General features: G+C 60.9%; 18 protein-coding genes and 1 tRNA gene. 10 read left to right on the forward strand and 9 right to left on the reverse strand.

Annotated elements, in window-relative coordinates:
* Positions 1-21 precede the first annotated feature (21 nt).
* Both ABNT42_RS16650 and nosZ read right to left on the reverse strand, forming a co-directional pair.
* Positions 22-2,241: a 4Fe-4S binding protein gene (locus tag ABNT42_RS16650; protein ID WP_348698810.1), complete on the reverse strand. Its 2,220-nt coding sequence runs from the start codon at positions 2,239-2,241 to the stop codon at positions 22-24.
* Between the two features lie 45 nt (positions 2,242-2,286).
* Positions 2,287-4,203, reverse strand: coding sequence for a TAT-dependent nitrous-oxide reductase (gene nosZ, locus ABNT42_RS16655; RefSeq protein WP_348698812.1), 1,917 nt, complete (start codon positions 4,201-4,203; stop codon positions 2,287-2,289).
* Here nosZ and ABNT42_RS16660 point away from each other — a divergent pair.
* Positions 4,193-4,405 (forward strand): hypothetical protein, encoded by a 213-nt coding sequence (locus ABNT42_RS16660; protein ID WP_348698813.1) that lies wholly within the window; start codon positions 4,193-4,195, stop codon positions 4,403-4,405. The genes nosZ and ABNT42_RS16660 overlap by 11 nt on opposite strands.
* A 36-nt stretch (positions 4,406-4,441) precedes the next feature.
* On the opposite strand, the gene ABNT42_RS16665 is transcribed toward ABNT42_RS16660, so the two are convergent.
* Positions 4,442-4,517: transfer RNA gene (locus tag ABNT42_RS16665), tRNA-Gly, on the reverse strand.
* A gap of 166 nt (positions 4,518-4,683) precedes the next feature.
* Between ABNT42_RS16665 and udk the strand changes: the two genes are divergently transcribed.
* Positions 4,684-5,319: a uridine kinase gene (udk, locus tag ABNT42_RS16670; RefSeq protein WP_348698815.1), complete on the forward strand. Its 636-nt coding sequence runs from the start codon at positions 4,684-4,686 to the stop codon at positions 5,317-5,319.
* A 215-nt stretch (positions 5,320-5,534) separates the two neighbouring features.
* On the opposite strand, the gene ABNT42_RS16675 is transcribed toward udk, so the two are convergent.
* Both ABNT42_RS16675 and ABNT42_RS16680 read right to left on the reverse strand, forming a co-directional pair.
* Positions 5,535-5,921: a VOC family protein gene (locus ABNT42_RS16675; protein WP_348698816.1), complete on the reverse strand. Its 387-nt coding sequence runs from the start codon at positions 5,919-5,921 to the stop codon at positions 5,535-5,537.
* Between the two features lie 100 nt (positions 5,922-6,021).
* The gene (locus ABNT42_RS16680) at positions 6,022-6,699 is read right to left on the reverse strand and encodes a hypothetical protein (protein WP_348698818.1); all 678 of its coding nucleotides are present in this window, start codon (positions 6,697-6,699) and stop codon (positions 6,022-6,024) included.
* A gap of 192 nt (positions 6,700-6,891) precedes the next feature.
* On the opposite strand from ABNT42_RS16680, the gene ABNT42_RS16685 reads away from it, so the two are divergent.
* The 8 genes from ABNT42_RS16685 to ABNT42_RS16720 all read left to right on the forward strand — a co-directional run bounded on the left by ABNT42_RS16685 (position 6,892) and on the right by ABNT42_RS16720 (position 16,010).
* Entirely contained in the window at positions 6,892-10,167 is a 3,276-nt protein-coding gene (locus ABNT42_RS16685; protein ID WP_348698820.1) for a winged helix-turn-helix domain-containing protein, read from the forward strand.
* 12 nt (positions 10,168-10,179) lie between these two features.
* Positions 10,180-10,560, forward strand: coding sequence for a hypothetical protein (locus ABNT42_RS16690; RefSeq protein WP_348698822.1), 381 nt, complete (start codon positions 10,180-10,182; stop codon positions 10,558-10,560).
* 177 nt (positions 10,561-10,737) lie between these two features.
* The gene (locus ABNT42_RS16695; RefSeq protein ID WP_348698824.1) at positions 10,738-11,361 is read left to right on the forward strand and encodes a hypothetical protein; all 624 of its coding nucleotides are present in this window, start codon (positions 10,738-10,740) and stop codon (positions 11,359-11,361) included.
* 16 nt (positions 11,362-11,377) lie between these two features.
* Positions 11,378-11,755 carry a hypothetical protein gene (locus tag ABNT42_RS16700; protein ID WP_348698826.1) on the forward strand — a complete coding sequence of 126 codons (378 nt, stop codon included), beginning with the start codon at positions 11,378-11,380 and terminating at the stop codon, positions 11,753-11,755.
* Positions 11,756-11,857: 102 nt separating this feature from the next.
* Positions 11,858-12,277: a hypothetical protein gene (locus ABNT42_RS16705; protein ID WP_348698828.1), complete on the forward strand. Its 420-nt coding sequence runs from the start codon at positions 11,858-11,860 to the stop codon at positions 12,275-12,277.
* Positions 12,274-12,462 carry a helix-turn-helix transcriptional regulator gene (locus tag ABNT42_RS16710; RefSeq protein ID WP_348698830.1) on the forward strand — a complete coding sequence of 63 codons (189 nt, stop codon included), beginning with the start codon at positions 12,274-12,276 and terminating at the stop codon, positions 12,460-12,462. The genes ABNT42_RS16705 and ABNT42_RS16710 overlap by 4 nt, the downstream gene beginning before the upstream one ends.
* Positions 12,463-12,596: 134 nt before the next feature.
* A complete protein-coding gene (locus ABNT42_RS16715) occupies positions 12,597-15,083 on the forward strand; it encodes a TonB-dependent receptor (RefSeq protein WP_348698832.1) in 2,487 nt (828 codons plus the stop codon).
* A gap of 12 nt (positions 15,084-15,095) precedes the next feature.
* A complete protein-coding gene (locus ABNT42_RS16720) occupies positions 15,096-16,010 on the forward strand; it encodes an S-adenosyl-l-methionine hydroxide adenosyltransferase family protein (RefSeq protein WP_348698834.1) in 915 nt (304 codons plus the stop codon).
* A gap of 59 nt (positions 16,011-16,069) precedes the next feature.
* On the opposite strand, the gene ABNT42_RS16725 is transcribed toward ABNT42_RS16720, so the two are convergent.
* The 4 genes from ABNT42_RS16725 to cydX form a co-directional block, all read right to left on the reverse strand.
* Entirely contained in the window at positions 16,070-17,947 is a 1,878-nt protein-coding gene (locus tag ABNT42_RS16725; protein ID WP_348698836.1) for a glycoside hydrolase family 35 protein, read from the reverse strand.
* Between the two features lie 32 nt (positions 17,948-17,979).
* A complete protein-coding gene (locus tag ABNT42_RS16730; RefSeq protein WP_348698837.1) occupies positions 17,980-20,964 on the reverse strand; it encodes a TonB-dependent receptor in 2,985 nt (994 codons plus the stop codon).
* Positions 20,965-21,244: 280 nt separating this feature from the next.
* Positions 21,245-21,526: a cyd operon YbgE family protein gene (locus ABNT42_RS16735; protein WP_348698838.1), complete on the reverse strand. Its 282-nt coding sequence runs from the start codon at positions 21,524-21,526 to the stop codon at positions 21,245-21,247.
* A complete protein-coding gene (gene cydX, locus ABNT42_RS16740; protein ID WP_348698840.1) occupies positions 21,523-21,642 on the reverse strand; it encodes a cytochrome bd-I oxidase subunit CydX in 120 nt (39 codons plus the stop codon). Before cydX ends, ABNT42_RS16735 begins: the two co-directional genes overlap by 4 nt.
* Between the last annotated feature and the right edge of the window lie 37 nt (positions 21,643-21,679).

Genomic DNA, 21,679 nt, shown 5'->3' on the forward strand with positions numbered 1-21,679 from the left:
CACGCCGCATCGAAGCACGCTTCATGCGCCGTCCCTGCCTTGCTCTGGCTGGGCCGGACGACGGCTCTGCTGCAGACTATTTTTCAGGCTATCGAGCGAAACGAAATAGCCATCGGCACCGATGCTGGTCAACGCCTGACCGGCATTGTTGCGACGTTTGCGCTCCTGCACCAGCGGCGGGCAGGCATGATCATCGTAGTACATCACCATGCAGTCCAGGCACAGCATGCACTCGGTCTGGTCGATGCGCCCTGCACTATCGATCGCATGCGAACCACAACCAGCGGCACAGGCGTGACAGGTGCTGCACTCGGCCTTGCGTTTCAGTCCGAACAGGCGGAAACGGCCCGGCAGCGCCAGCCCTGCACCGAGCGGGCAGATGTACTTGCAATATGGCCGCTCGCTGAACAGCGACAGCGCCAGTATGCCGCCGATGAAGATCCAGAACGGCCAGCTACGGTTCCACACGCCGACGAGGAAGGTAGTCTTGAACGGTTCGATCTCGGCCAGATGTTCGGCCGTTTCCATCGATACCAGCGAGACTGCCAGCAGCGCAAAGAACACCCCATACTTCACCCACTTGAGGCGGTCATGCCAGCGCTTGGGCAGCAGGCCCTGAAAACGCTTGAGGCCTATCACGCCACCAAGCTTGAGCATCAGGTGCTGCAGCGAACCGAATGGGCACAGCCAGCCGCAGAAGAAGCCGCGGCCCCACACCAGCACGGTGATGATGATGAACCACCACGAGAGGAAGATGAACGGATCGGACAGGAACAGCTCCCAGCGCCACTGGTGCAGCAGCGAATGCACCCACGTCATCACCTGCGTAATGGACGGCTGGGCTTTCAGATAGAAGCCCACGAAGCCCACGCTGATGATCCAGATAGCCAGCCGCGGACGGCTGATCCATGGCTTGTGGCGGCGCGTGGAAGCGCGCACCAGACGGTCGCGCTGCGCATACAGCAGCGCCGTCACAGCCAGCAGCGTCACGAACACGGCGATCTGCCACCACTGCCCCTGCCAGATCAGCTGCCATGCCGGTTTGGCCGTCACCACCAGCGGATGGCCGCCTTCCAGATAGCGCTCGGGCAGCCAGTAGGTCTGCTCGAAACGGGCAAAACTCTTGACGCCATTCGCATCGCGCTTGTTGGCGAGGATATTCATGCTCCATGGCCAGGCCGGATTGAAGCTGGCGGAACGGATGATGAAGATGGCCGATTCCTTAAACTCCGGCACATCGCCAGGCTCTACATGGTAGAGATTCAGATAATCGGTATCACGGAAGGTAAAGCTTTGCGGGTCTTGCCGCACCTGCAGGCGGTCATAGATACCGCCGCGCACAAAGCCGGAACCTTTGAACGAAGTCTGACCCCGTGCAATCAAAAAGATCGCATGTTCGTCCGGCTTCAGATCCTGCATCAAGCGGCGATAGCCATACTCGCCCAGCACGCTCTTACCCAGCGTGGGCGTATTCAGATAGCCGAAATACACATCGATGTAATCGCCGCCAGCCGGGTCGACACCCACTTCCTTGGCCGAAATGACCAGCCGCTGGATCGCGCCTTCGTCCTCCAGCTTGCGCCAGCTCAGGCGCTCGTCGAGCGGGGTAAACCGGGCCGGTGGGCGCGCTGCCGTGGTGAAGATGCCGACCTGCCTGCCAATCTCGTAAGCGCTGCGCGAAATTACCTGATTCTCGGCGATGGCCGTCACGGTGGCGCCGCTGATGGCATCCAGTCCCACGCTACCGTCGCCGCCACGGCCGATCTCCATCTTGGCGTCGCCGCGCTGGCCGATGTACTGGCCGATGAAGTCTAGCAGGGCCTTTTCCGGAATACCGGCCAGCAGTATCGGCTCGGAATGCTTGAGCACCCGCACGCCCGTGATGATGCCCTTGGTATCCATACCAATCAGGGTAATCACGGGTTTGCCGGAATAAGCGGGAATATCGACCACGTCGGTCGAGAGGAATACATAGCCGATCAGCTGTTCGGCGCTATTTTCTGTAGTACGGCCAAACGCCTGTACGTACTGGGGATTACCCATACGCTGGGAGAAGCGCGTGGCTTGCGGCATCACGTCCTTGCAGGCTGCGTGTGCGCACAGATCGGGGCCGTGCATCAGCCCTTCCGGCAGCTCGGCATCATATACAGTGGCCTGCGCCACAGGCAGCAGGCAGACGGCCAGCATCAGGGCGAACAGCCCGCCCAGCCGCTTGAGGAAAACTTGGAAGATTGAATTCATGGTTAATCGGGCATGCCGGTGTTGCGGCCGGCATGCCCTGCTTGCTTAGGCTTCTACCAGGAAACGGCTACGCATTTCGAGGTGCAGCGCGTGACAGAAGTGGGTGCAATACAGCCAGAACGCCCCTGCATGGTCAGCCTTGAAGGTGACCGATTTGGTCTCCTGCGGGTTGACGATGAAGTTGATGTTATAGGTTGGCAGTGCACAGCCGTGCGCCAGATCTTCCACCTTGTCGTGGTTGGTCAGGGTGATGGTGACTTCATCGCCTTTTTTGACCTTGATGATAGGCATGCTGTAGGCTGGTGCCACCGACATCAGACGTACATGCACCTTGTTACCCTTGCGCTCGATACCGGCAGTTTCCGGTTTCACCGCATTCGGGAAATCATCCATGTTGTAGATCTGGCGGGTCTTGACGACGTCGCGGCGCACGATGATGCCGTCGTGCGGTTCCGAGTAAGCCGTGTGATCGGCGATCAGCTTCATGTTGGCGCCACTGATATCGATCAGCTGTTCCGTTTCCGGATGCAGCGGGCCGATAGGCAGGAAGCGGTCTTTGGAGAACTTGTTACCCGAGTTCAAATACTTGCCGTCGGCCTGCTTGGTTTCGCCCATGGACGAATAGTTGTGGCCCGGCTGGTAATGCACATCGAGTTTTTCCAGTATCACTTTGGCGTTCTTGTCGCCTTTGAACTGGGCGATCGCCGCATCCACATTCCACTTCACGCACTGGCTGTCGAGGAACAGCGAGGTGTAGGCATTGCCCTTGCCGTCAAAGGCGGTGTGCAATGGGCCCAGACCGATTTCCGGCTCGGCCACCACGGCATCGCGCGGGGTTTTCACTTCGCCGGCGAACCACTTGGCCACCAGCGCCAGATCGATCACGGTCGCGGTTGGCGACAGCTTGCCCGAGCAGACGAAATATTTACCGTCCGGGCTGGCATTCACGCCGTGCGGGTTTTTACCCACTGGCACGTAGCAGGTGATGGCGGTTTTCGGATCGCCGTTCGCAGCAGCGCGGCCATCGACTACCGGTACTTTGGAACCGGCGATGGTGCTGAACTTACCGTCCTTGATCAGCTTCTCGATACGCTCGATGTTAAAGAATACGCAGGCATCGCGTTCGGACGACATCATGCCGCTCAGGTCGGCGGCGTTTTCCGTGTTGTACTGGTTGGAAGCGGCCAGCTTGCCGTCATAGGAGGTAGCAACCAAGTCCATATTGCCATCCACCCGCACCTGCCACATCAGTTCCATGCTCTCGGCATTAACGCAGCTGAACAGCGCGCCCCACTTGCTCGGATCATCGAGGTCGCGGCCATCGTTAGGCAGCGGAATGTGGAACTCGCCGCCGCAGAATACACGGGTGGTGTAATTGATCTTGCTGTCAACCGGGTCGCACTTGTCCGGGAACATGCCGTGGAAGCCCATCACATTCGGCAGCTCGACGATCTTGTCGCATTCCATGGTATCCATGCGGATACGGGCCAGACGCGAGTGGATCTTGTCGTTGACGAACAGCCAGCGGCCATCATACGTGCCGTCCTTGTAGCTGCCGTGCACGTGGTGGGTATCGCCGGTGGTGTATTTGAGCGAGCCATCGGCCTTGGTGCCCATGATGGCTTTGGATTCATTGGTAACGCCCCAGCCGACCATGCAATCGATATTGAACACGGGAATACGCTTGAGGGTACGGCCCGATGGCACGCCCAGCGCGCGCACTTCGCCGCTGTGGCCGGAGCTGATGAAGGTGTAGTACTCGTCGAGCTGACCCGGAGCCACTTCGTGGCCACCGGCGGCCTTGGCTGCACCGGCTGCCGCGCCCTTGGCTGCGCCGCCCTCATCCTTGCAAGCCGTCAGGCCTGCGGCCACCCCGGCCACGCCCAGTGCCGCGCTCTTGCTGAGGAAACCGCGCCGTGCGGAAGTGGATTCATCAGCCACTGGCTTATTCTTGCTGTCCATCAAAAGTTCTCCTTTGAATGCATCTATGTATGCGGTTGATGCCGAAGCTGCACCACGCAGCTCGCCGACACCGCGCATTTTGGGCGCTAGGAAAAAATACAAGAATGATATGGATCATGGTATTTCGATGCGGCAGCGCAAAGCGGCCAGCCATGCGGTCTGGCAGCGCACGGATTTTTTCGCAAAGAAATCAGGGGCGTAAATGAAAAAAGCAGCCCGTGGGCTGCTTTTAGAATTCTGGAGCGGGAGAAGAGTCTCGAACTCTCGACCTCAACCTTGGCAAGGTTGCGCTCTACCAACTGAGCTACTCCCGCTTGGAGTGTTGTGCCACACGTGTATGTCGTGGAGCGGGGAGAATTATAGCAGAGCCATTGCGCTGGTCAAGAGTGAAATTCTGCCGACTGGCAAAGTTCGCCTGCCGGGTGCCTAGCAAACCCGGCTGCAACTATGCGTTTATGCGGCCTTCCGGTATCATTCGGCATGAACAAGATTTCCTACCAACCGTTTATTATTGGCGTCGCTGGCGGTAGCGGCAGCGGCAAATCCACCGTCTCCCAACAAGTACTGGCGTCGTTCGGCGCCGAAATGGTCTCGGTCGTCATGCAGGATGACTACTACTGCGACCAGACCCACCTCTCGCCCGAAGTCCGTCGCCAGCAGAACTACGACCACCCGCAAGCGTTCGACTGGCCGCTGCTGGTGCAGCATGTACAGGCGCTGCGCAATGGCGAAAGCATCAACATGCCCGAGTACGACTTCACCATCGACAACCGCTCGGACCGCACCATTCTCGTCAAACCGGCGCCCGTGATCGTCATCGAAGGCCTGTTTGCCCTATACGATGCCGAGTTGCGCAAGCAGATGTCGTTGAAGATCTACGTCGACACCGCGTCCGACGTCCGCTTCATCCGCCGCATGCAGCGCGACATCCAGGAGCGTGGCCGCACCGTGGACAGCGTAGTCAAGCAGTACATGGAAACCGTACGTCCCATGCACCAGCAATTCATCGAACCGACCAAGCGCTACGCCGACGTGATCATCCCGCACGGCGCCAACGGCCCGGCGGTCGACGTCATCACCACCAAAGTAGCGAGCGTCATCAGCCAACTCCAATAAAGCCAACTTCGGGGTCAGATCTGACATTCGGACATGCAGCACGTCTGTTTGACTTTACTCAAGACGCTGTCAAGTAGCTACACATGTGGCAATAGTAAAAATTAAAAGGATTCGGCATAGCCGATCTCAGTCCGAAGCCCTTTGAGATTTATCAAAGTTTAAGCGCGGATGTCCGAATGACAGATCTGACCCCGAAGTTGGACACCGAAGTGGAGTTACTGCCCCGGCATGGGCTCCCATAGTTCGATTTTGTTGCCTTCGGGGTCGAGCAGCCAGGCGAATTTGCCAAATTCCGAGGGCTCGCCCACTTCTACGATGTCGCAACCTTCGTCGCGCAAGGCCGCTAGCAAACCATCCAGATCGGCCACGCGGTAGTTGATCATGAAGCCGCTCGTGCTGGGCGCGTATTCCTGCGCATCGGCCGCCGAAATGGTCCACGCCGTTGCGCCCGCTACCGGCTGGCCGCTGGCATCTGCCCAGTCAAATACTGCACCACCCCATGGCTGAACATCGACGCCTAGATGGGTTTTATACCACGCGCGCAGCGTCACCGGATCTTTTGCTTTGAAGAACACACCGCCTATACCTGTTACCCGTTTCATGCTTGCCCCGTGTAGTGTATGCTCGCTAGTCTACACTGGCCGCCTAAACATTAGGCAGAAGAAATGAACTTCCTGACATGATTGCCACAGTTGGCAATGACTACCCGCCCTGTTGCAGATATTTGCGCAATGCTACGCAACACGCTTGCGATAAGCGGGTCTGCTGCTCGATCGATAGCGCTCTGTCCACATCAGTCTGGCTACTCCAGGCCACACTATTCCTTTGCACATCCAGCAACCGCAGTGTGACGCGCAATGTGCCACTGTCAGCACGCAAACTTCCACTCAGTTTATGGGTGGCGCGCCAGCCTTCCGGCAACTCTGCCCCGGCCGTTTCCTGCCCCAGCACGAATGCCATGTCCGGCATCTGGTGCAACTGATAGGTCAGTTCTTCATTCAGTCCGCGGTTGAAACTGGCCACTTCCGCTTCTTCGCCCAGATAGCTGAGCCGATCCACGGCGATGCGCGGCACTACCCGCGGGCTGTGCTGCAACACCACTTCCGGCACATAGCCGCGCGCCGGGATAGAAATATGGATGCCGCTGCTGCGTCCCTCGGTAGCGTAATACTCGTCCAGCTTGCGCCGCAAGCGCCCAACTTGCACCCGCACCACTGGATCATCGACCGTTGAATAAGTGGCAACGTCGCGCCGGAACACGGACAGTCCGATGGCATATTCCTGCAAGTCGCGCACGGCGCCGGACTGGTAACGCTCAACCATATATGCGAGCAGCGAACGGGCGCGTGGCGCGTGGCTGAAGCCGGAACTCGATAGCACACGATGCAATTCTGCTTGCAACTCATCCGCTGCCACCGGCAGTTCCGGCAAACCAACGGCCGGATTAGCTGATATATAGTTGTTAATGATATTCTCCTTGTAAATTTCCGCTACTGCAGACGGAGCCAATGTAGGAGAATCTGGCAGGATTAACCTTCCGTTAACCTTCCGGCACTTAAGCTATTGTTTTATATGAATAAAAAAGACAGCGAAACACAGTCCAGAAGGTTGCGCAATTTTCAGTTCGGTGCATGGAAGGTGGAACCGCGCAGCAATTCGCTGCTCAGAGGGGAAGAACGGCAGACGCTGGAACCCCGCGCCATGGAGGTTTTGTTATTCATATGCAAACAGAATGGCGCCGTCGTTTCCATTGACGCCATCCTTGAAGCTTGCTGGGGAAGCAGCCTGAGCGGCGACAATCCCGTGCACAAAACCATCGCCCAGTTACGCCGCGCGCTCGGCGACGATAGCAAGACCCCCAGCTATATCGAGACCATCCGCAAGCGCGGCTACCGGGCCGTGGCTGAGGTGGTGGAGGAACATGCGGCAGCCAGCGGCGCGTGGATGGCCAGTTCGCCGTTCCGCGGTCTGCAGGCATTCGAGGAGCAGCACGCCGGCATCTTCTTCGGCCGCCAGCGCGTCACCAGCCAGTTGCAGCAGACCTTGCAGTCGCAACTGGCGACCGGTTGCGCCATGCTGCTGGTGCTGGGCCCGTCCGGCTCGGGCAAGACTTCGCTGATCCGCGCCGGCCTGCTACCCCGACTGATGAGCGGCGCAGGCGGCACGCCGCCACTGATCCGTGCCCACCTGATGCTGGACTGCGCCGATCTGACCCAGCTCAGCGCGCTGCACGGTCTGGCCAGCCTGCTGCTGGATGGCGAAACGGCCGACCAGCAGCCGTGGTTTCCGGACCAAAGCGCGGCCACGCTGGCACAGCGCCTGACCGACGATCTCGATGGCGTGATCGCCCAGCTGGTGGCACACGCGGCCGGCCAGCGCACTGCCCTGTTCATCGACCGCTTCGAAGCGCTGTTCCGCCAGCCGCACATCCACCCGGCCGAGCGCCAGCAACTGCTGATCATACTGGACCGGCTGGCCCGCTGCGGTGCCATTATCGTGCTGCTGACCTGCCGCAACGACTTCTATCCGGCGCTGGTGGCTTCCCCCCAGCTGATGGCGCTGAAAGAACAGGGCGGTCATTTCGACTTGCTGCCGCCTAGCGTGACAGAGCTGGGCGACATCATCCGCCAGCCTGCCCGCGCGGCCCAGCTACAGTTCGAGCGGGCTGACAGCGGCACCCAGCTAGACGATGTACTGTGCGACGCCGCCGCCAGCAGTCCGGACACCCTGCCCCTGCTGCAATACTGCCTGCACGAGCTGTACCGCCAGCGTAGCGCCGACGGCCTGCTGCGCTTCGAGGTGTTTCAGGCGCTGGGTGGACTGGAAGGCGCGCTGGGCCGCCGCGCCGAACAGCTGATCGTCGAACTCAGCGCAGCTCAGGTGGCGGCCCTGCCGCATGTGCTGTCGCAACTGGTGCAGATCGACGAAGACGATATGGCCGTCACCTCACGCCATGTGCCATGGTCAGCCTTGCACACGCCAGCCGAGCGGGAACTGGTACAGGAACTGGTGGACGCCCGCCTGCTGGTGAGCGATCTGTCCGGCGGCATGCCTGCTTTTGCCGTGGCGCACGAAGCCCTGCTGCGGCGCTGGCCGCGCGTCACGGCGTGGATCGAACAGCACCGGCTGGCCCTGCAGACCCGTAGCCGCGTGCGCCAGCAGGCGCAACGCTGGCAGAGCAACAGCCGTTCGCGCGATCTGCTGCTGCCCTCCGGCCTGCAACTGGACCAGGCCAGCGATCTGCTGGCCATCGCAGGTTTTGTCCTGACCCCGCTGGAGCGGGAATACATCGATGCCTCGCGCTACCGCGTCACGGTACGCGAGCGCATCCGCATCGCCGTCTTCAGCGGCGTGCTGGCACTGGCGCTGCTGGCTGCAGTACTGGGCCTGCTGGCGCGTAACGCCCAGCAGCAGGCGGAACGCGCACGCAGCGAGGCAGAGGGCCTGATGGGCTTCATGCTAGGCGAATTCGTCGACAAATTGCGCCCGCTGGGGCGGCTGGACTTGCTTGATACCGTCAGTGCGCGCGCGCTCGGCTATCTGTCCAGCGAACAGGGCCGTACTCTGTCAGCTAGCGATCTGGCCTTCCGCGCCAAGGCGCTGCAAGTGATTTCGGAAGTCGATATCGCGCGGGCCGATTCGGCCTCGGCCGAAAAAGCCCTGACGCTGGCCCACGCTATTTTGCAGCAGCAACGCACCAGCGATCCCGCCAACCGCGCCCTGATCAAGGATCAGGGTAGTAATGCGTTCTGGCTGGGCCAGATCCAGCTGGACCGCAAGGACTATCCCGCCGCAACGCGCCATTTCACGGAATACCTGCAGCTGAGCGACCAGCTGGCCGCGCTGGCACCGGACGATGTGGATGCATGGATGGAGCAATCCTACGCCCACAGCAATCTCGGTACGGTGGCGCTGAAACAGGGCGATATCGAGCGTGCCGCGGCCGAATTCGCCCACTCGGTGGCACTCAAAACGCGGGTACAGGCCAGCCGGCCCAAGGATCAGAAGATCGTCATGGATCTGGCCAACAGCGTGTCGTGGCAGGCCAGCGCCAGCAGCAAGCTGGGCCAGCTCGATACTGCGCTGCAATTGCATGAACGGGAACTGGCGCTGTTGCAGCAACTGCATGACAGCGTGCCCAGCAACGCAGTCTGGAGTAACCGGCTGGCGCTGGCCTATACCCACCGGGGCGAAATCCGTCAGGCACTGGGGCAGCAGGCGGCAGCCCATGGCGATTTCAGCGCCGCCCGCAGCCTGCTGCAAGCCATCATGCGGCAAGACACCAGCAACCGCGACTGGCAACAGGATCTGTGCAGTATCGAACTACGCTGGCTCGATACGCATCCGGCCGGCATCAGCACAGCGCAGCAGGCGGCCAGCTTGAAGTCGCTGGAAGAGCGCCTGCGCGCGCTGGCCAAACTGGAACCGCGCAAGGGCAGCTTGCAGCGCCTGATCGCCGTGGTACAGCAGCGCATGGCGCAATTGCACGGCAATGAAAGGACGCAAGCGGCCACCTTGCTGGAACAGGCCGGCCAGACGCTGCAGGCCCAGCTGACGCGCAGCCCGAAAGATCAGGCCATGCGGATTTCGCTGGCTGACAACCTGCTGCTGCAAGCCGGGCTGGCAGCCAGCGGGCGCGACGCCGCCAGCGCATACTGCAGCGCTGCGCAGGATTTGCTGCGCGATGCAGTACGCAACACACAGGATTTCCGTCTGCTGACGCCATGGGTGAAAATCCATCACTGCCTGGGCAACCCGGCCGGCGCCAGCGCGGAACAAACCAGGCTGGAGGCGATGCAATTTCGCGACCCCGCCTATCTCGGCTATATCGCAAGCCACACTCACTAAGCAAGGAGAGCTATGTCCATCGTCGCACCACGCAGCGCCGTTCCGCAAACCACCATCGTGCAGGTGGTGGCCGTTCCTCAGCCGGACGGTCAAGGTTACGCCATCCGCAGCTTCCCCGAACGTATCATGGTGGACAGCAATGATGCGGTGCTGATCTTCCAGCTAGTCGAGCCTACCCCCGACGATGTGGGGTTCCTGCCGCCCACCATTACGCCGCCGGGTCAGGATCAGTTCAGCACGCTGGCCATCAGCCGCGACGGCAAGCGACTGATCATGAGCGATCTCGATTCCGTCGCCGGCATCTATCACCTGCTGCTGCGGGTACAGGATAGCGCCGGCACCATCGCCAGCCACGATCCCGAAGTGGTCAACCGCCCCGACACCGTCGCCTGAGTCCCCGCTGTCAGCGCGTTACGTTGCTGTTACGTCGCTGACACTTTCCCCTCCCGCCTGTTACGGGCTGCTACTACGCAGCTCCGTCCAAGCTCCCTATTCTGTCGCCAGTGACACAGGATGCTCCTCAACCCGAGCGCCACGCAGGGTCACGTGAGCCTGCCACGGGAGACAAGCTTGAAACTGCTTTACATGAATCAGGGCGATGCCGGCAACTGGGCTGCCGTCCCCTATCGCGACTACCAGCTCTTGCTGTTAGCCGAATCTGGCCAACTCCAGCACGGCTTTGCCAGCCTGTGGACGTCGCGCAAAGGCATCTGGCCCGTGCTGTCCATCCAGCATACGGAGAGCGCAGTGACGATCGAAGCCCCCTGCGATCTCGATTACGTCGCCCAGCATGTACGCCCGCTGGTCACCTTCCGCATCAATCCGGCCGACCCCGTACGGGTCGTGTTCATGCACCTCAAAGCCAGCGACGCAGCAGCCGCTACCCGTGCCTTGCAATCCGCCGTCGATGCCATTGCACAGCAAGCCTACAACTGCACTGAAAAAATACTGTGGATAGGCGATTTCAACCGCGCCCGCATCGACTGTCTACAGGAAAAATTCAGCGATCTGGAAGTGCTGGTGATGGCTGGCGGCCAGTCACAGCGCGACCTCGATTGCGCCTACCTGTCAGGCAACTGGCAAGGTTACAGTCTGACGGCCAGCGTAGTGCCCGTGCCGGGCGATCAGGCCCACGCCGGCATCGCCATCGAGTATCAGCCCATACGCGCGGGCGCGCAGCCACTGTCCCACTGAGCGCACACCGAACACCATGCTGATCACCATCACCCGGCTGGAAGGCCCGCACGACGAATGCCGCCAGCGCAGCTTTCGCACGTTTCAGGAAGCCGACAAAACGCTGCGTCACTGGTCCATGACGGCGCCCGCTGACGGCAGCTTCCACCGCTGCGAGTATCTGATCGAAGACGAGCGCCAGCACCTGAGCCTCAAAGGCCAGTACGACCTCAAGCACTGGCGGGTGGAGTGTGCCAATCTGCGCGCCCATGTGGTGGGCAGCCTTGAATTTCTGGCTGCCCCCGATCCCGGCAAAGCCCCGTATGCGGCCCGCTATGCGGCACTGGTGCAGCACTATTCCGACGCCGTGCGGCATAACGCGCGCAAGCTGGCCGACTTTTTCAGCCGCGCCTAGTGAAGAAACATCCGTCCACCATCCGAATGTAAAGTTTGCTTGACATGCGCAAAATCCCCTCCTAAGATGTAAAGCATACTTTACAACCTGATGGAGGAAGTGATGCACAAAGCCGCAGAACCACGTTTTTCCAGCCATGAACGCAAGCACAGCCAGCAGTATTTGCGCGAGCTGGGCAGCAGTATCGCCATCTATATTGCCCTGCTAGTGCCATCGCTGATCTACGGACCGGAAATGCCGGACGGCCTGGCCAAGACAGCCGTCCTCACCATCCCCGTGCTGGGCTTCTTCCTGATGATCTGGGCCATCGCGCGCCAGTTTCAACGCATGGACGAATACCAGCGCCGGCTAGCCCTGGAAAGCCTGAGCCTGGCTGCCGCCGTCACGGCCGCCATCACCTTCACTTACGGCTTCATGGAAAATGCCGGCTACCCGCGCCTGAGCATGTTCGTGGTGTGGGGCATCATGGGTAGTGCCTGGGCCATCGCCGGCTTGCTGCGCTGCTGGGCGAGCAAGCGATGAACAACAGCATCCGCGAATTACGGGCCGAGCGCGGCTGGAGCCAGGCCCATCTGGCCGACCAGCTGGCCGTCTCGCGCCAGACCATCAATGCCATCGAAACGGGGCGCTACGATCCCAGCCTGCCACTGGCCTTCGCCATCGCCCGCCTGTTCGGTCTGGCGATCGAAGATATCTTCAGCGTCTAACTGAGTTAGGGGTTTTACAATGCAACAGTTGATAGACTGGGCGTCGCATAAGCATATAGACAATCGGTTGTTGTTAAAATGAATGTCTAACTCGTAAGATTCTGTTCCGGTTTTTACCAAGCAAGGAATTCAATATGCAGATTACGCTCCCGCCTCTGCGCCGCACGACACTGGCGCTCGCCCTCCTCTCCCTTTCCTGCGCCAGCCAGATGACGGCTCAAGCACAGGAAAATACCAGCCAGCCGGTGGCCAGCAGCAGCGCTGCCATCGATCAGGTCACGGTGGTCGGTTCGCGCGCGCGCAACCGCACCGTGTTCGATAGCGCCGTGCCGATCGACCGCTTCGGCGCGCGCGAAGTGGAAAACGCACTGGCCAGCGGCGAACTGGGCGCGGCGTTGCAGAATCTGGCACCATCGATCAACTTCCCCCGCATCGAATCGAGCGGCGCGGCCGACTCCGTGCGCGGCATCCAGTTGCGCGGTCTGGCACCGGATCAGGTACTGGTGCTGATCAACGGCAAGCGCCGCCACGCCAGCGCCGTGCTGGATACGGAAAGCAGCTTTGCCGGCACCGTGCCGGTCGACATCAACGCGATTCCACCGGGCGCCATCGACCACATTGAAATTCTGCGCGACGGTGCCGGCGCCCAGTACGGTAGCGATGCCGTCGCGGGCGTGATCAACATCGTGCTGAAGAATGCCCGCAGCGGCGGCTCGGCCTCGCTCGGCTACGGTGCCAACCATACCGACTTCAAGCCCACCAACGAAACCAAGACGGACGGCCAGACCAAGACCGCCAGCGCCGATTACGGCGTGCCGCTGGGCGATGCGGGCTTCCTGCGCTTCGGCGCCGACACCCGTAGCCGCGCGCCTACCCAGCGTGCCGGTTTCAGCGATGCCGGCTGGACGTCGTGGAATTCCACCCCGGCCGATCTGGCGCTCGATGGCAAGGTCGTGTTCAAGTCGGGCGATTCGCACAGCAATAACAACTACCTGTTCTACAACGCCATGCTGCCGCTGGAACATGGCGTTGATGCCTACTCGTTCGCTACGCTGAACCAGCGCAAATCCACCGGCAGCGCGTTCTTCCGCTATCCGGGCGACCCGAGCAACGTGCTGGCGCTGTATCCGCAGGGCTTCCGTCCCGACACCCACGGCGACATGAGCGATATCAGCGCCGTGGCCGGTGCGCGCTTCAGCGCACAAGGCTGGAACTGGGATGTGAGCGCGCGCCATGGCGGCAACCTGTTCCACTACGATCTGAGCAACTCGGTCAATGCTTCGCTGGGCGCGCGCAGCCCCACGAGCTTCCATCTGGCCACCTTCGATTTCCGCCAGAACGCGCTGAATGCCGACCTCACGCGTGAATTCGATGCGGGGTTGGGCGCGCCCGTCAGTCTGGCCATCGGTGCCGAGTTGATGCACGAAACCTATCAGAGCTCGCCCGGCGATGCCGCCTCCTACGCGGCCGGTCTGATCACCGATGCGCCACCGGGCGCGCAGGCCGGCCCCGGCTTGCGCCCGCAGGATGCGTTCGACGGCAGCCGTTCGATCCGCTCGATCTATGCCGATGCGGAGACCAGCCTAACTAACCAATTACTGCTGCAAGCGGCCGTGCGCTATTCCGACTACAGCGACTTTGGCCATGCCAGCACGGGCAAGCTGGCCAGCCGCTACAAACTCAGCGACAGCCTGCTGCTGCGCGGTTCGCTGTCGAACAGCTTCCGCGCACCGGCGCTGGTACAGACCGGCTTCCGCTTCTCCACGCTGAACTTCAACAGCGATGGTAGCGGTGTGCAGACCGCCTCGCTGCTGCCAGCCAGCGATGCGCTCGCGCGCGCCTTCGGTGCACAGCCCCTGAAACCGGAGAAGTCCACCAATCTGTCGCTGGGTCTGGCATGGCGGCCTGAGCGCCACACCAGCTTTACGCTCGATGGCTACCGCATCAAAATCCGCGACCGTATCACCCGCAGCAGCGATCTGCAAAGCGATGCCGCCACCGCCTATCTGGCCAGTATAGGCCGCAGCGATATCCAGTCGGTGGCCTATCTGGCCAATCTGCTCGACACCAGCACCACGGGGCTCGATGCCGTGCTCAACCACGACCTGCCGCTGGCTGGCGGCACGCTGAACCTGAACGCTGCCATCAACCTCAACAAGACCCGCATCGATCAGGTGCATCAGGCTTCCAGCGCACTGGCTAAAATCGATCCGGAGCTGACACTACTGACCGATAACAATCTGTTCCGCATCCGCCATGCTTCGCCCAAGAGCAAGCTGGTGCTCAGCGCCGACTGGCAGGCCGCACGCTGGAATCTGCAAGCCCGAGCCACCCGCTTCGGTGCGCTGCAAGACTTCTCGTTCGACGACAGCGCACCGCTGGTCGATGGCGTGCATGCCCAGTCGTTCGCTGCCGTCTGGTCGGTGGATCTGGAAGCCCAGTACAAACTGAGCCGCCAGCTGACCCTGATCGCCGGTGCCGACAATGTATTCGACCGCTATCCGGAGCGCGTGCGCCAGACCAATAACGCCACCTATGGCGGTGCCCTGCCCTACAACTTCATCAATCCTATCGGCGTCAACGGTGCGTATTTCTACGGCCGCGTACGCTACACCTTCTAACGGGAGCATCTTATGCACTTTAAACAGCTAAGCAAATTCTTCGCCGCCGCCTGCCTGAGCACCGTGCTGGCCGCACAAGCTCACGCCAGCAATGCGCTGGTTCTGCTGACCGACTTCGGCACCTCGGACGGCGCCGTCTCGGCCATGCATGGCGTGGCCTTCGGCGTCGATCCGAAACTGCAGGTATCCGACCTGACCCACAATATCCCCGACTATGACATCTGGCTGGGCGCCTACCGTCTGTACCAAACCGCCAACTACTGGCCGCAGGGCAGCGTGTTCGTCGCCGTGGTCGATCCGGGCGTGGGCACCAACCGCAAATCGGTAGTCCTGAAGACCAATGGCGGCCGCTATTTCGTCGGCCCTGATAATGGCCTGTTCACGCTGATTGCCGAGCGCGACGGCGTGGCCGAACTGCGCGAAATCGACGAAAACGTCAACCGTCTGGCCGGATCGGGCGAGTCCTACACCTTCCATGGCCGTGATGTGTATGCCTACGTGGGGGCGCGCCTCGCTTCGGGCGCCATCAGCTTCGAGCAAGTCGGCCCTGTGCTGCCTAGCGCCTCGGTGGTGAAGATCGCTTACCAGAAAGCCGTACGTCAGGGCGATACGCTGCGCGGCATCATCCCTGTGCTGGACGTTAAATACGGCAATGTGTGGACCAATATCCCGAAGACTCTGTTCGACGAACTGAAGATCGGCGTGCACGACAAGGTGCAGATACGCATTCTGCACAAAGGCAAACAGGTGAATAAAGTGGTAGCGCCGTTCGAGCACACCTTTGGCGGCGTAGCGCAAGGCAAGCCGCTGGTCTACCTGAACAGCCTGCTGGATGTGGCCGTCGCCATCAGTCAGGGCAACTACGCCAAACAGCACCGCATCGAATCGGGTGTGGACTGGGAAGTGGAGATCAGCAAGGCCAAATAATGCCACAGCAGGACCGGTATATTTACTGCCGGCCCTGCTGCGCATACAAGCTAGCGTAACTACTCGCTGCGCTGGGCTGGTGTATCGAACACCGGCTCGGCCAGACCCTGCATGGTGCTGGCCGTAGGCGCTTCCGTGCTCAGCACGAGTACTTCATTGGCGCCCGCTTTCAGCCACGAGGCTGGCAAGTACAGCGTCTGCTGCGGCCCGATATGCCAGTAGCGCCCCAGATGGTGGCCATTCACCCACACCTGTCCTTTACCCCAGCCACGCGTATCGAGGAAGCTATCGACCGGCTTCTGCACATGCAGACTGCCACGCCAGAAACCGGGCAACGCAGACTGCGCTGCTGCGGACGCAGGGGCGAGGCGGGCCAGACTGCGGCTATCGAGCGGCAACGGATAAACCTGCCAGTCTTCCAGTTCCTCATCCCCCAGCTTGACGCCGCGGGTAATGCCCTTGCTGTCGTCCACCAGCTTGGCGCCAAAACCGATCCGCCCCATGGCTTCTACCAGCAGATCCAGCTGGGTACCGGCCGGCAGATCGACCGTCAGGCTGTTCTGGTTCAGGCGCCGGTCCAGCCGCGCGATCACTTTGCCATCGGCCAGCACGGTGGCCTGATCGTGCAAGCCATCGAGCACCAGCTTGCCCTGTGCAGGCGCAGCCAGCTTTTTGCGGTACAGGATATAGCCATAGTTCTGGCCATATTCCTCCATCGCGCGGGCCCAGCGCGAAGGCTGTGGCTGAGACAGCTGCCCCAGTTGCGCCAGCACGCTGCCGGCGGGCTGCAAGCTGAACGGCGCAATCGCCTGCGGCTGCGGTGGCGCCGGCACGGGCGGCAGCGGCTGCGCCAGATGGCGCGCGATCACGCTGCGTAGCGCATGGTATTTGGCAGTCGGCCGACCTGCTTCGTCCAGTGCAGCATCGTAGTCGTAGCTGGTGGTGTCGGGCTGATACGGCTCTGTACCCGAGTAGTTGGCACCGGCCAGCCAGCCGAAGCTGGTGCCGCCATGGAACATGTAGATGTTGAACGATATGCCCTGCTGCATCATCCATTCCACCGTACGCGCAGCGTCGTCCGGACTCTGGCTGTGGTGCTGCTCGCCCCAGTGGTCGAACCAGCCGGCCCAGTATTCACCGGCCATGCGCGGGCCATGCGGACGCCATGCTGCCAGTTCCGCTATCGATGCCTTGGCATCATCGGCGCCACCGCCGAAATTCACTACCGCCGGAATGTCGGCCAGCGTGCCCCCTTCGAACAGGCGGCCGGCACCGCCATCGGACGTGAACAGCGGCGCATCGAAACCGGCACTGCGCATCTGCGCGCGCACGGCACGCAGATAGTCATGGTCACGCCCGAACGAACCATATTCGTTTTCCAGTTGCAGCATCAGGATAGGGCCGCCACGGCTGCTCTGCAGATCAACCACTTCCTGTGCCAGCCGCTTGAAGTAGCGCGCGCTGGCGGCCAGATAGCGGGTGTCCATCGAACGCACGCGCAAACCCGGCGTGCGCAGCAGCCATGCGGGGAAGCCGCCAAAATCCACTTCCGCACATACATACGGACCGGGCCGCAGCACCACCTGCAGGCCCTCTTCTGCCGCCGTGCGGATAAACGTGCGGATATCGTTCTGGCCGCTGAAATCCCACTGCCCCGGCTGCGGCTCATGCTGCGACCAGAACGCATAGGTGGTGATAGTGTTCAGCCCCATGGCGCGCGCCATGCGCAGGCGTTCGCGCCATGCCGCACGGGGGATGCGCGGATAGTGCATTTCGCCCGAGCGGATCACGAATGGCTGGCCGTCGAGCTTGAACTGCGCCCCTTCGATAGCAAAATGTGGCACCCGTGCGGCGCTGGCCGCGGGTGCGGCATAGGCCAGCGCGCTGCACAGACTGAGCGCCAGCAGGCTGCTCTGGATAGTTCTAGCAAATTTCAAAATTCAGTCTCCGGTATGAATGAGCGAAAGTATTAGCGATAGTTATAGCGCAGCACCAGCGAGGCGCGCCGCGGTGCCTGATACTGGCTAGGAATGCCCCAGTTTACGTCGGGCACGATGGTGTTGTCTGCGTTCACGTCCGCGCTATAGGTGTTGTAGCGGTCGGTGATGCCGCGCCGGTTGAACAGATTCTGGATGCTCAGATCCAGACTCAGTTTGTTATGCGCGCCCACGCTGGTGTCATAGCCCACGCCCAGATCGAACTGCCAGAACCATGGCAGACGACCGCTGGTGCCAGCCGTCTTGATGCCGACCGGATTGGTCGTGCTGTCGCAGTAGTGCCCCCACGAACCCCAGTTGTAAGACAGGCTATCGACATCGGGCTTGAGGCCGAAGCAGCTCAATGGCTCGCCGCTATGCACGCTCAGCACGCCGCTGGTGCGCAGCCCGCTCTGGTAATAGTAAGCGCCGGAAATGGTGATGGCATGGCGGATATCGTTGGTCAGATTGCCGCTGGCACCGCGCGTGGTTTCAGGGAAGTCGTAGATCCCCGTCTGGCCGATATAGCCGGCATTGCGGTTCTCCAGATTCAGGAAGCCGTTATCGTTGCCGAACGAGCGCGTCCATGTATAGCTGGTGTTCAGATACCATGGTTCGCTGGCACTGCGCGAATGACTGGCATCGAAGGTCAGGTGGATGTATTTGTGTTTAGGCTTAGGCAGGCCGAATTCGCTGGCCGGTATGGTCAGCGTCACCAGCTTGCCGTCGCCACGGAAGTCGCGCGTCACCGTCACGTCTTCGCCGGGATTAAGCTCGAAGCATTCATAGTCGACCGGATAGTTCTTGTAGCCCTGACTCTGCGCATACTTGCCTATGCCCTGACCGTAGCAGGTGGAATTGATCACGCGCTTCAGGTCGGCATAGCCGAAGTCCACCTGCCCCACCCAGTTCCGGTTAAAGGCCTTCTGCATATACAGCTGCAGTTCGTTCTGGTAAGGCGCCTTGAGATTATCCGTCGCTACCTGATAGGCTTGCGGCGGTACGCCATCGTGACCCGGTGCCGTGTAGGTCGCACCGATCTGGCTCAGCCCCAGCGGTGCCTTGGTGGCTGGATCGATGCCCGTATAGCGATACCACTTGCGCTGTTCCAGATGCGACTCGGCTACACCGAAGCTGAAGTTGGGGGGCATGGCCAGCGAATAGCGCCCCAGATTGGCGCCCACTTTCAGGCTAGAATCGCCGTGGACATCCCACGCCAGCCCCAGTCGCGGCGACGTGGTCGGGAAGGCGAACAGCGGACGCTCGAGCGCATCCTTGTTGATGAACTTGTCGAAGCGCAGGCCGCCGTAGGCCGTCACACCCTGCCCCACCTTCCAGTAGTCCTCCAGATAAGCGGCCTTGTTGATGGAGACCATGCGGCCGAATTCACGGTTGTAGTAGAAGCCCACGTATTTACCGCTGACCTGCTCGCCATTCGGCAACTGCACCGTGTTGGGACGGTCGTAATAGGTGTACCAGCCCGCCTGCGGCGTATGCCAGTCCTGCCCGAGGAAGTGCTGATAGTACTCGGCGCCGAACACCAGCTTGTGACTGCCCACTGTCCAGCTCAGATCGCCTTTGTAACCGCGCCGCCAGTAATCATCCGGGCGGAAATTCACCGTGCGATCCTGCGCGCCGATGTTGACGGTCTTCTGGGTCTGGCTGTTGTAGGAGTCCACATAAGGCACATCTTCCGCACCGTGCGCACGGTCATTTAACTGGCCGAGGAAGCCGCCCATCAGGCGCAGCTCCACATTGTTGCTGAGGTTACCGTGGTAGTTGGCGATCAGCATGCGCTCAGTCACGGGTGCATACGAACTGGACGAGAAGGCGCCCACTTTGGTGCTGTAGTCGCTCAGCAGGCGGTAAGTCTCCGAGCTGGTGCTGCTCCATGCGCGCGAACCGATCAGATTGAGCGTATGGTCATCATTGATATTCCACGTCAGATTAACCAGTGCATTCTTGCTTTGCGACTTGGCGATGGACTCGCGGTTCTGGCTGAAGTTAAAGCTGCGCGAAGGCAGTTTATCGCCCAGCAGCACAAAGGCGAACAGCTTGTCCTTGATCAGCGCGCCCGACGCCCACAGGTAGTTGGTCACGCTGGCTTCGCTGCGGTTGTTGGAACTGTAGCGGTAGTAATCGCCCTGCCCGTCGCGGATATCTTTTTCCGGCGGCATCAGGGCGGCCGAAGTGGGCGGCGTGTAGTACAGCGAATAGCCTGCCTCGAATTTGTTCGAGCCTTGCCGCACCGTCTGCGCCATGATGCCACCCGTGGCATTGGTCCACGACGCACCGAAGCTGCCTGCCATCACTTCGGTTTCCTGTATGGCTTCGCGCGGCAGACGGTTGGCGCCCAGCAGCGTGCGGTCGTTGGTGGTGTCGAACTCGTTCAGGTAGTAACGGTTTTCGGCCGGCGACGCGCCGCCCAGTTGTACCAGCCCCGTGGTGTTCTGGTCGTAGCGCACATTGGAGCGCAGGCGGGCGATCGATTCGGCATTCCCGCTAATCAGCGGCAAGGCGTTGATCAACTCGCGGCTGTAATGGCTCGACAGTTCCGGCGTGTTGACATCGATCGGCAGCACCATGGTCTGCGCCGAGTGGCCTGCCACCGTCACCGTGGCCAGTGCATCACCGCCCTGATTCTCGGCCGCCACGGCCAGCACAGGCGTATCGCTATTCGGCTTGACACTGACCTGCCGCACGGCGATCACCGCCTCGCCCAGTCGCAGAGTCACCGTGTACAGGCCGGGATTCAGGCCGGAAGTCTTGTAGTGGCCTTGCGCATCGAGCTGCAATTCGCGTTTAAAGCCCGTCTGCTCGTTACTCACCGTCACGGCTGTGGCGCCGCCGGCCGGCACCGAACCATACAGCCCGCCCGTGATCGACTGGGCGTGCAGCGCAGCCATGCAGGACAGCAGTCCCAGTGCCAGCAACGAACGCCGCAAGACGGCAGCGCCGGTAGGCGATGATGTTTTCATACTCGCATCCTTCCTTATTCTTCAAGTCGTTTTGATGGAATACGGCGGGCTATAACGAACCACAAAACGTAAAGAATTCATTGACTTTCTTTCGTTTTCGTAAGCTAACCGTGCTTAAACTGTAAAAATAAATAAGTTTTTGGTCAACGAAAAGAAAGATAAATGAAGAAGAACGGGCTTTTTCCCCTTAAAAGACCTTTCGTTTAAATAAATTAGAGGAATGGCACTTTTGTTTAGTCGTCAAACCACAACAGACCGATTTACTACCAGTTTTAGCCGCCTAGCCGTGCAGGTATTTCACCGCAGCCGCCAGCAACAGAAATAGCGCGCAACTCCAGCCGGAAAACAGCCAGCGCCATAACATCAGTGCGGGTAGAAAGCCGACCCCGCGCACCAGACCGGCACTCATGGCGGCGAACAGCAGCGCCGCCAGCGTATGATCGGCCGCCCCGCCCGCGCGCTGAAACAGCGGCGGGTACAGGCTGGCGATCAGCATGACCAGCACGCCGGCCAACAGACTGGGGCCATGCAGGCGCGAAGCCTGCTGCACGCTAGCAGTCATGGCTGCGGCTCCGTCTCGTCCTGCGCGCGCGCAGCTTCATTCTCGCCCCACATGGCATTCAGTATGGCCAGCGACAGGGCAAAGCCCACTCCCAGTATCCAGGCAAAGTACCACATCGTTTTCTCCTATTCAGATGGTTAGACTTGCGGCGTG

Origin of the sequence: Duganella fentianensis, from assembly GCF_964031615.1 — a bacterium.
Lineage (GTDB): Bacteria > Pseudomonadota > Gammaproteobacteria > Burkholderiales > Burkholderiaceae_D > Rugamonas > Rugamonas fentianensis_A.

Coding starts and splice junctions, on each gene's coding strand:
- ABNT42_RS16650 (WP_348698810.1), bottom strand. CDS start 2,241: ATGAATTCAATCTTCCAAGTTTTCCTCAAGCGGCTGGGCGGGCTGTTC.
- nosZ (WP_348698812.1), bottom strand. CDS start 4,203: ATGGACAGCAAGAATAAGCCAGTGGCTGATGAATCCACTTCCGCACGG.
- udk (WP_348698815.1), top strand. CDS start 4,684: ATGAACAAGATTTCCTACCAACCGTTTATTATTGGCGTCGCTGGCGGT.
- ABNT42_RS16675 (WP_348698816.1), bottom strand. CDS start 5,921: ATGAAACGGGTAACAGGTATAGGCGGTGTGTTCTTCAAAGCAAAAGAT.
- ABNT42_RS16685 (WP_348698820.1), top strand. CDS start 6,892: ATGAATAAAAAAGACAGCGAAACACAGTCCAGAAGGTTGCGCAATTTT.
- ABNT42_RS16690 (WP_348698822.1), top strand. CDS start 10,180: ATGTCCATCGTCGCACCACGCAGCGCCGTTCCGCAAACCACCATCGTG.
- ABNT42_RS16700 (WP_348698826.1), top strand. CDS start 11,378: ATGCTGATCACCATCACCCGGCTGGAAGGCCCGCACGACGAATGCCGC.
- ABNT42_RS16705 (WP_348698828.1), top strand. CDS start 11,858: ATGCACAAAGCCGCAGAACCACGTTTTTCCAGCCATGAACGCAAGCAC.
- ABNT42_RS16710 (WP_348698830.1), top strand. CDS start 12,274: ATGAACAACAGCATCCGCGAATTACGGGCCGAGCGCGGCTGGAGCCAG.
- ABNT42_RS16715 (WP_348698832.1), top strand. CDS start 12,597: ATGCAGATTACGCTCCCGCCTCTGCGCCGCACGACACTGGCGCTCGCC.
- ABNT42_RS16720 (WP_348698834.1), top strand. CDS start 15,096: ATGCACTTTAAACAGCTAAGCAAATTCTTCGCCGCCGCCTGCCTGAGC.
- ABNT42_RS16730 (WP_348698837.1), bottom strand. CDS start 20,964: ATGAAAACATCATCGCCTACCGGCGCTGCCGTCTTGCGGCGTTCGTTG.
- ABNT42_RS16735 (WP_348698838.1), bottom strand. CDS start 21,526: ATGACTGCTAGCGTGCAGCAGGCTTCGCGCCTGCATGGCCCCAGTCTG.
- cydX (WP_348698840.1), bottom strand. CDS start 21,642: ATGTGGTACTTTGCCTGGATACTGGGAGTGGGCTTTGCCCTGTCGCTG.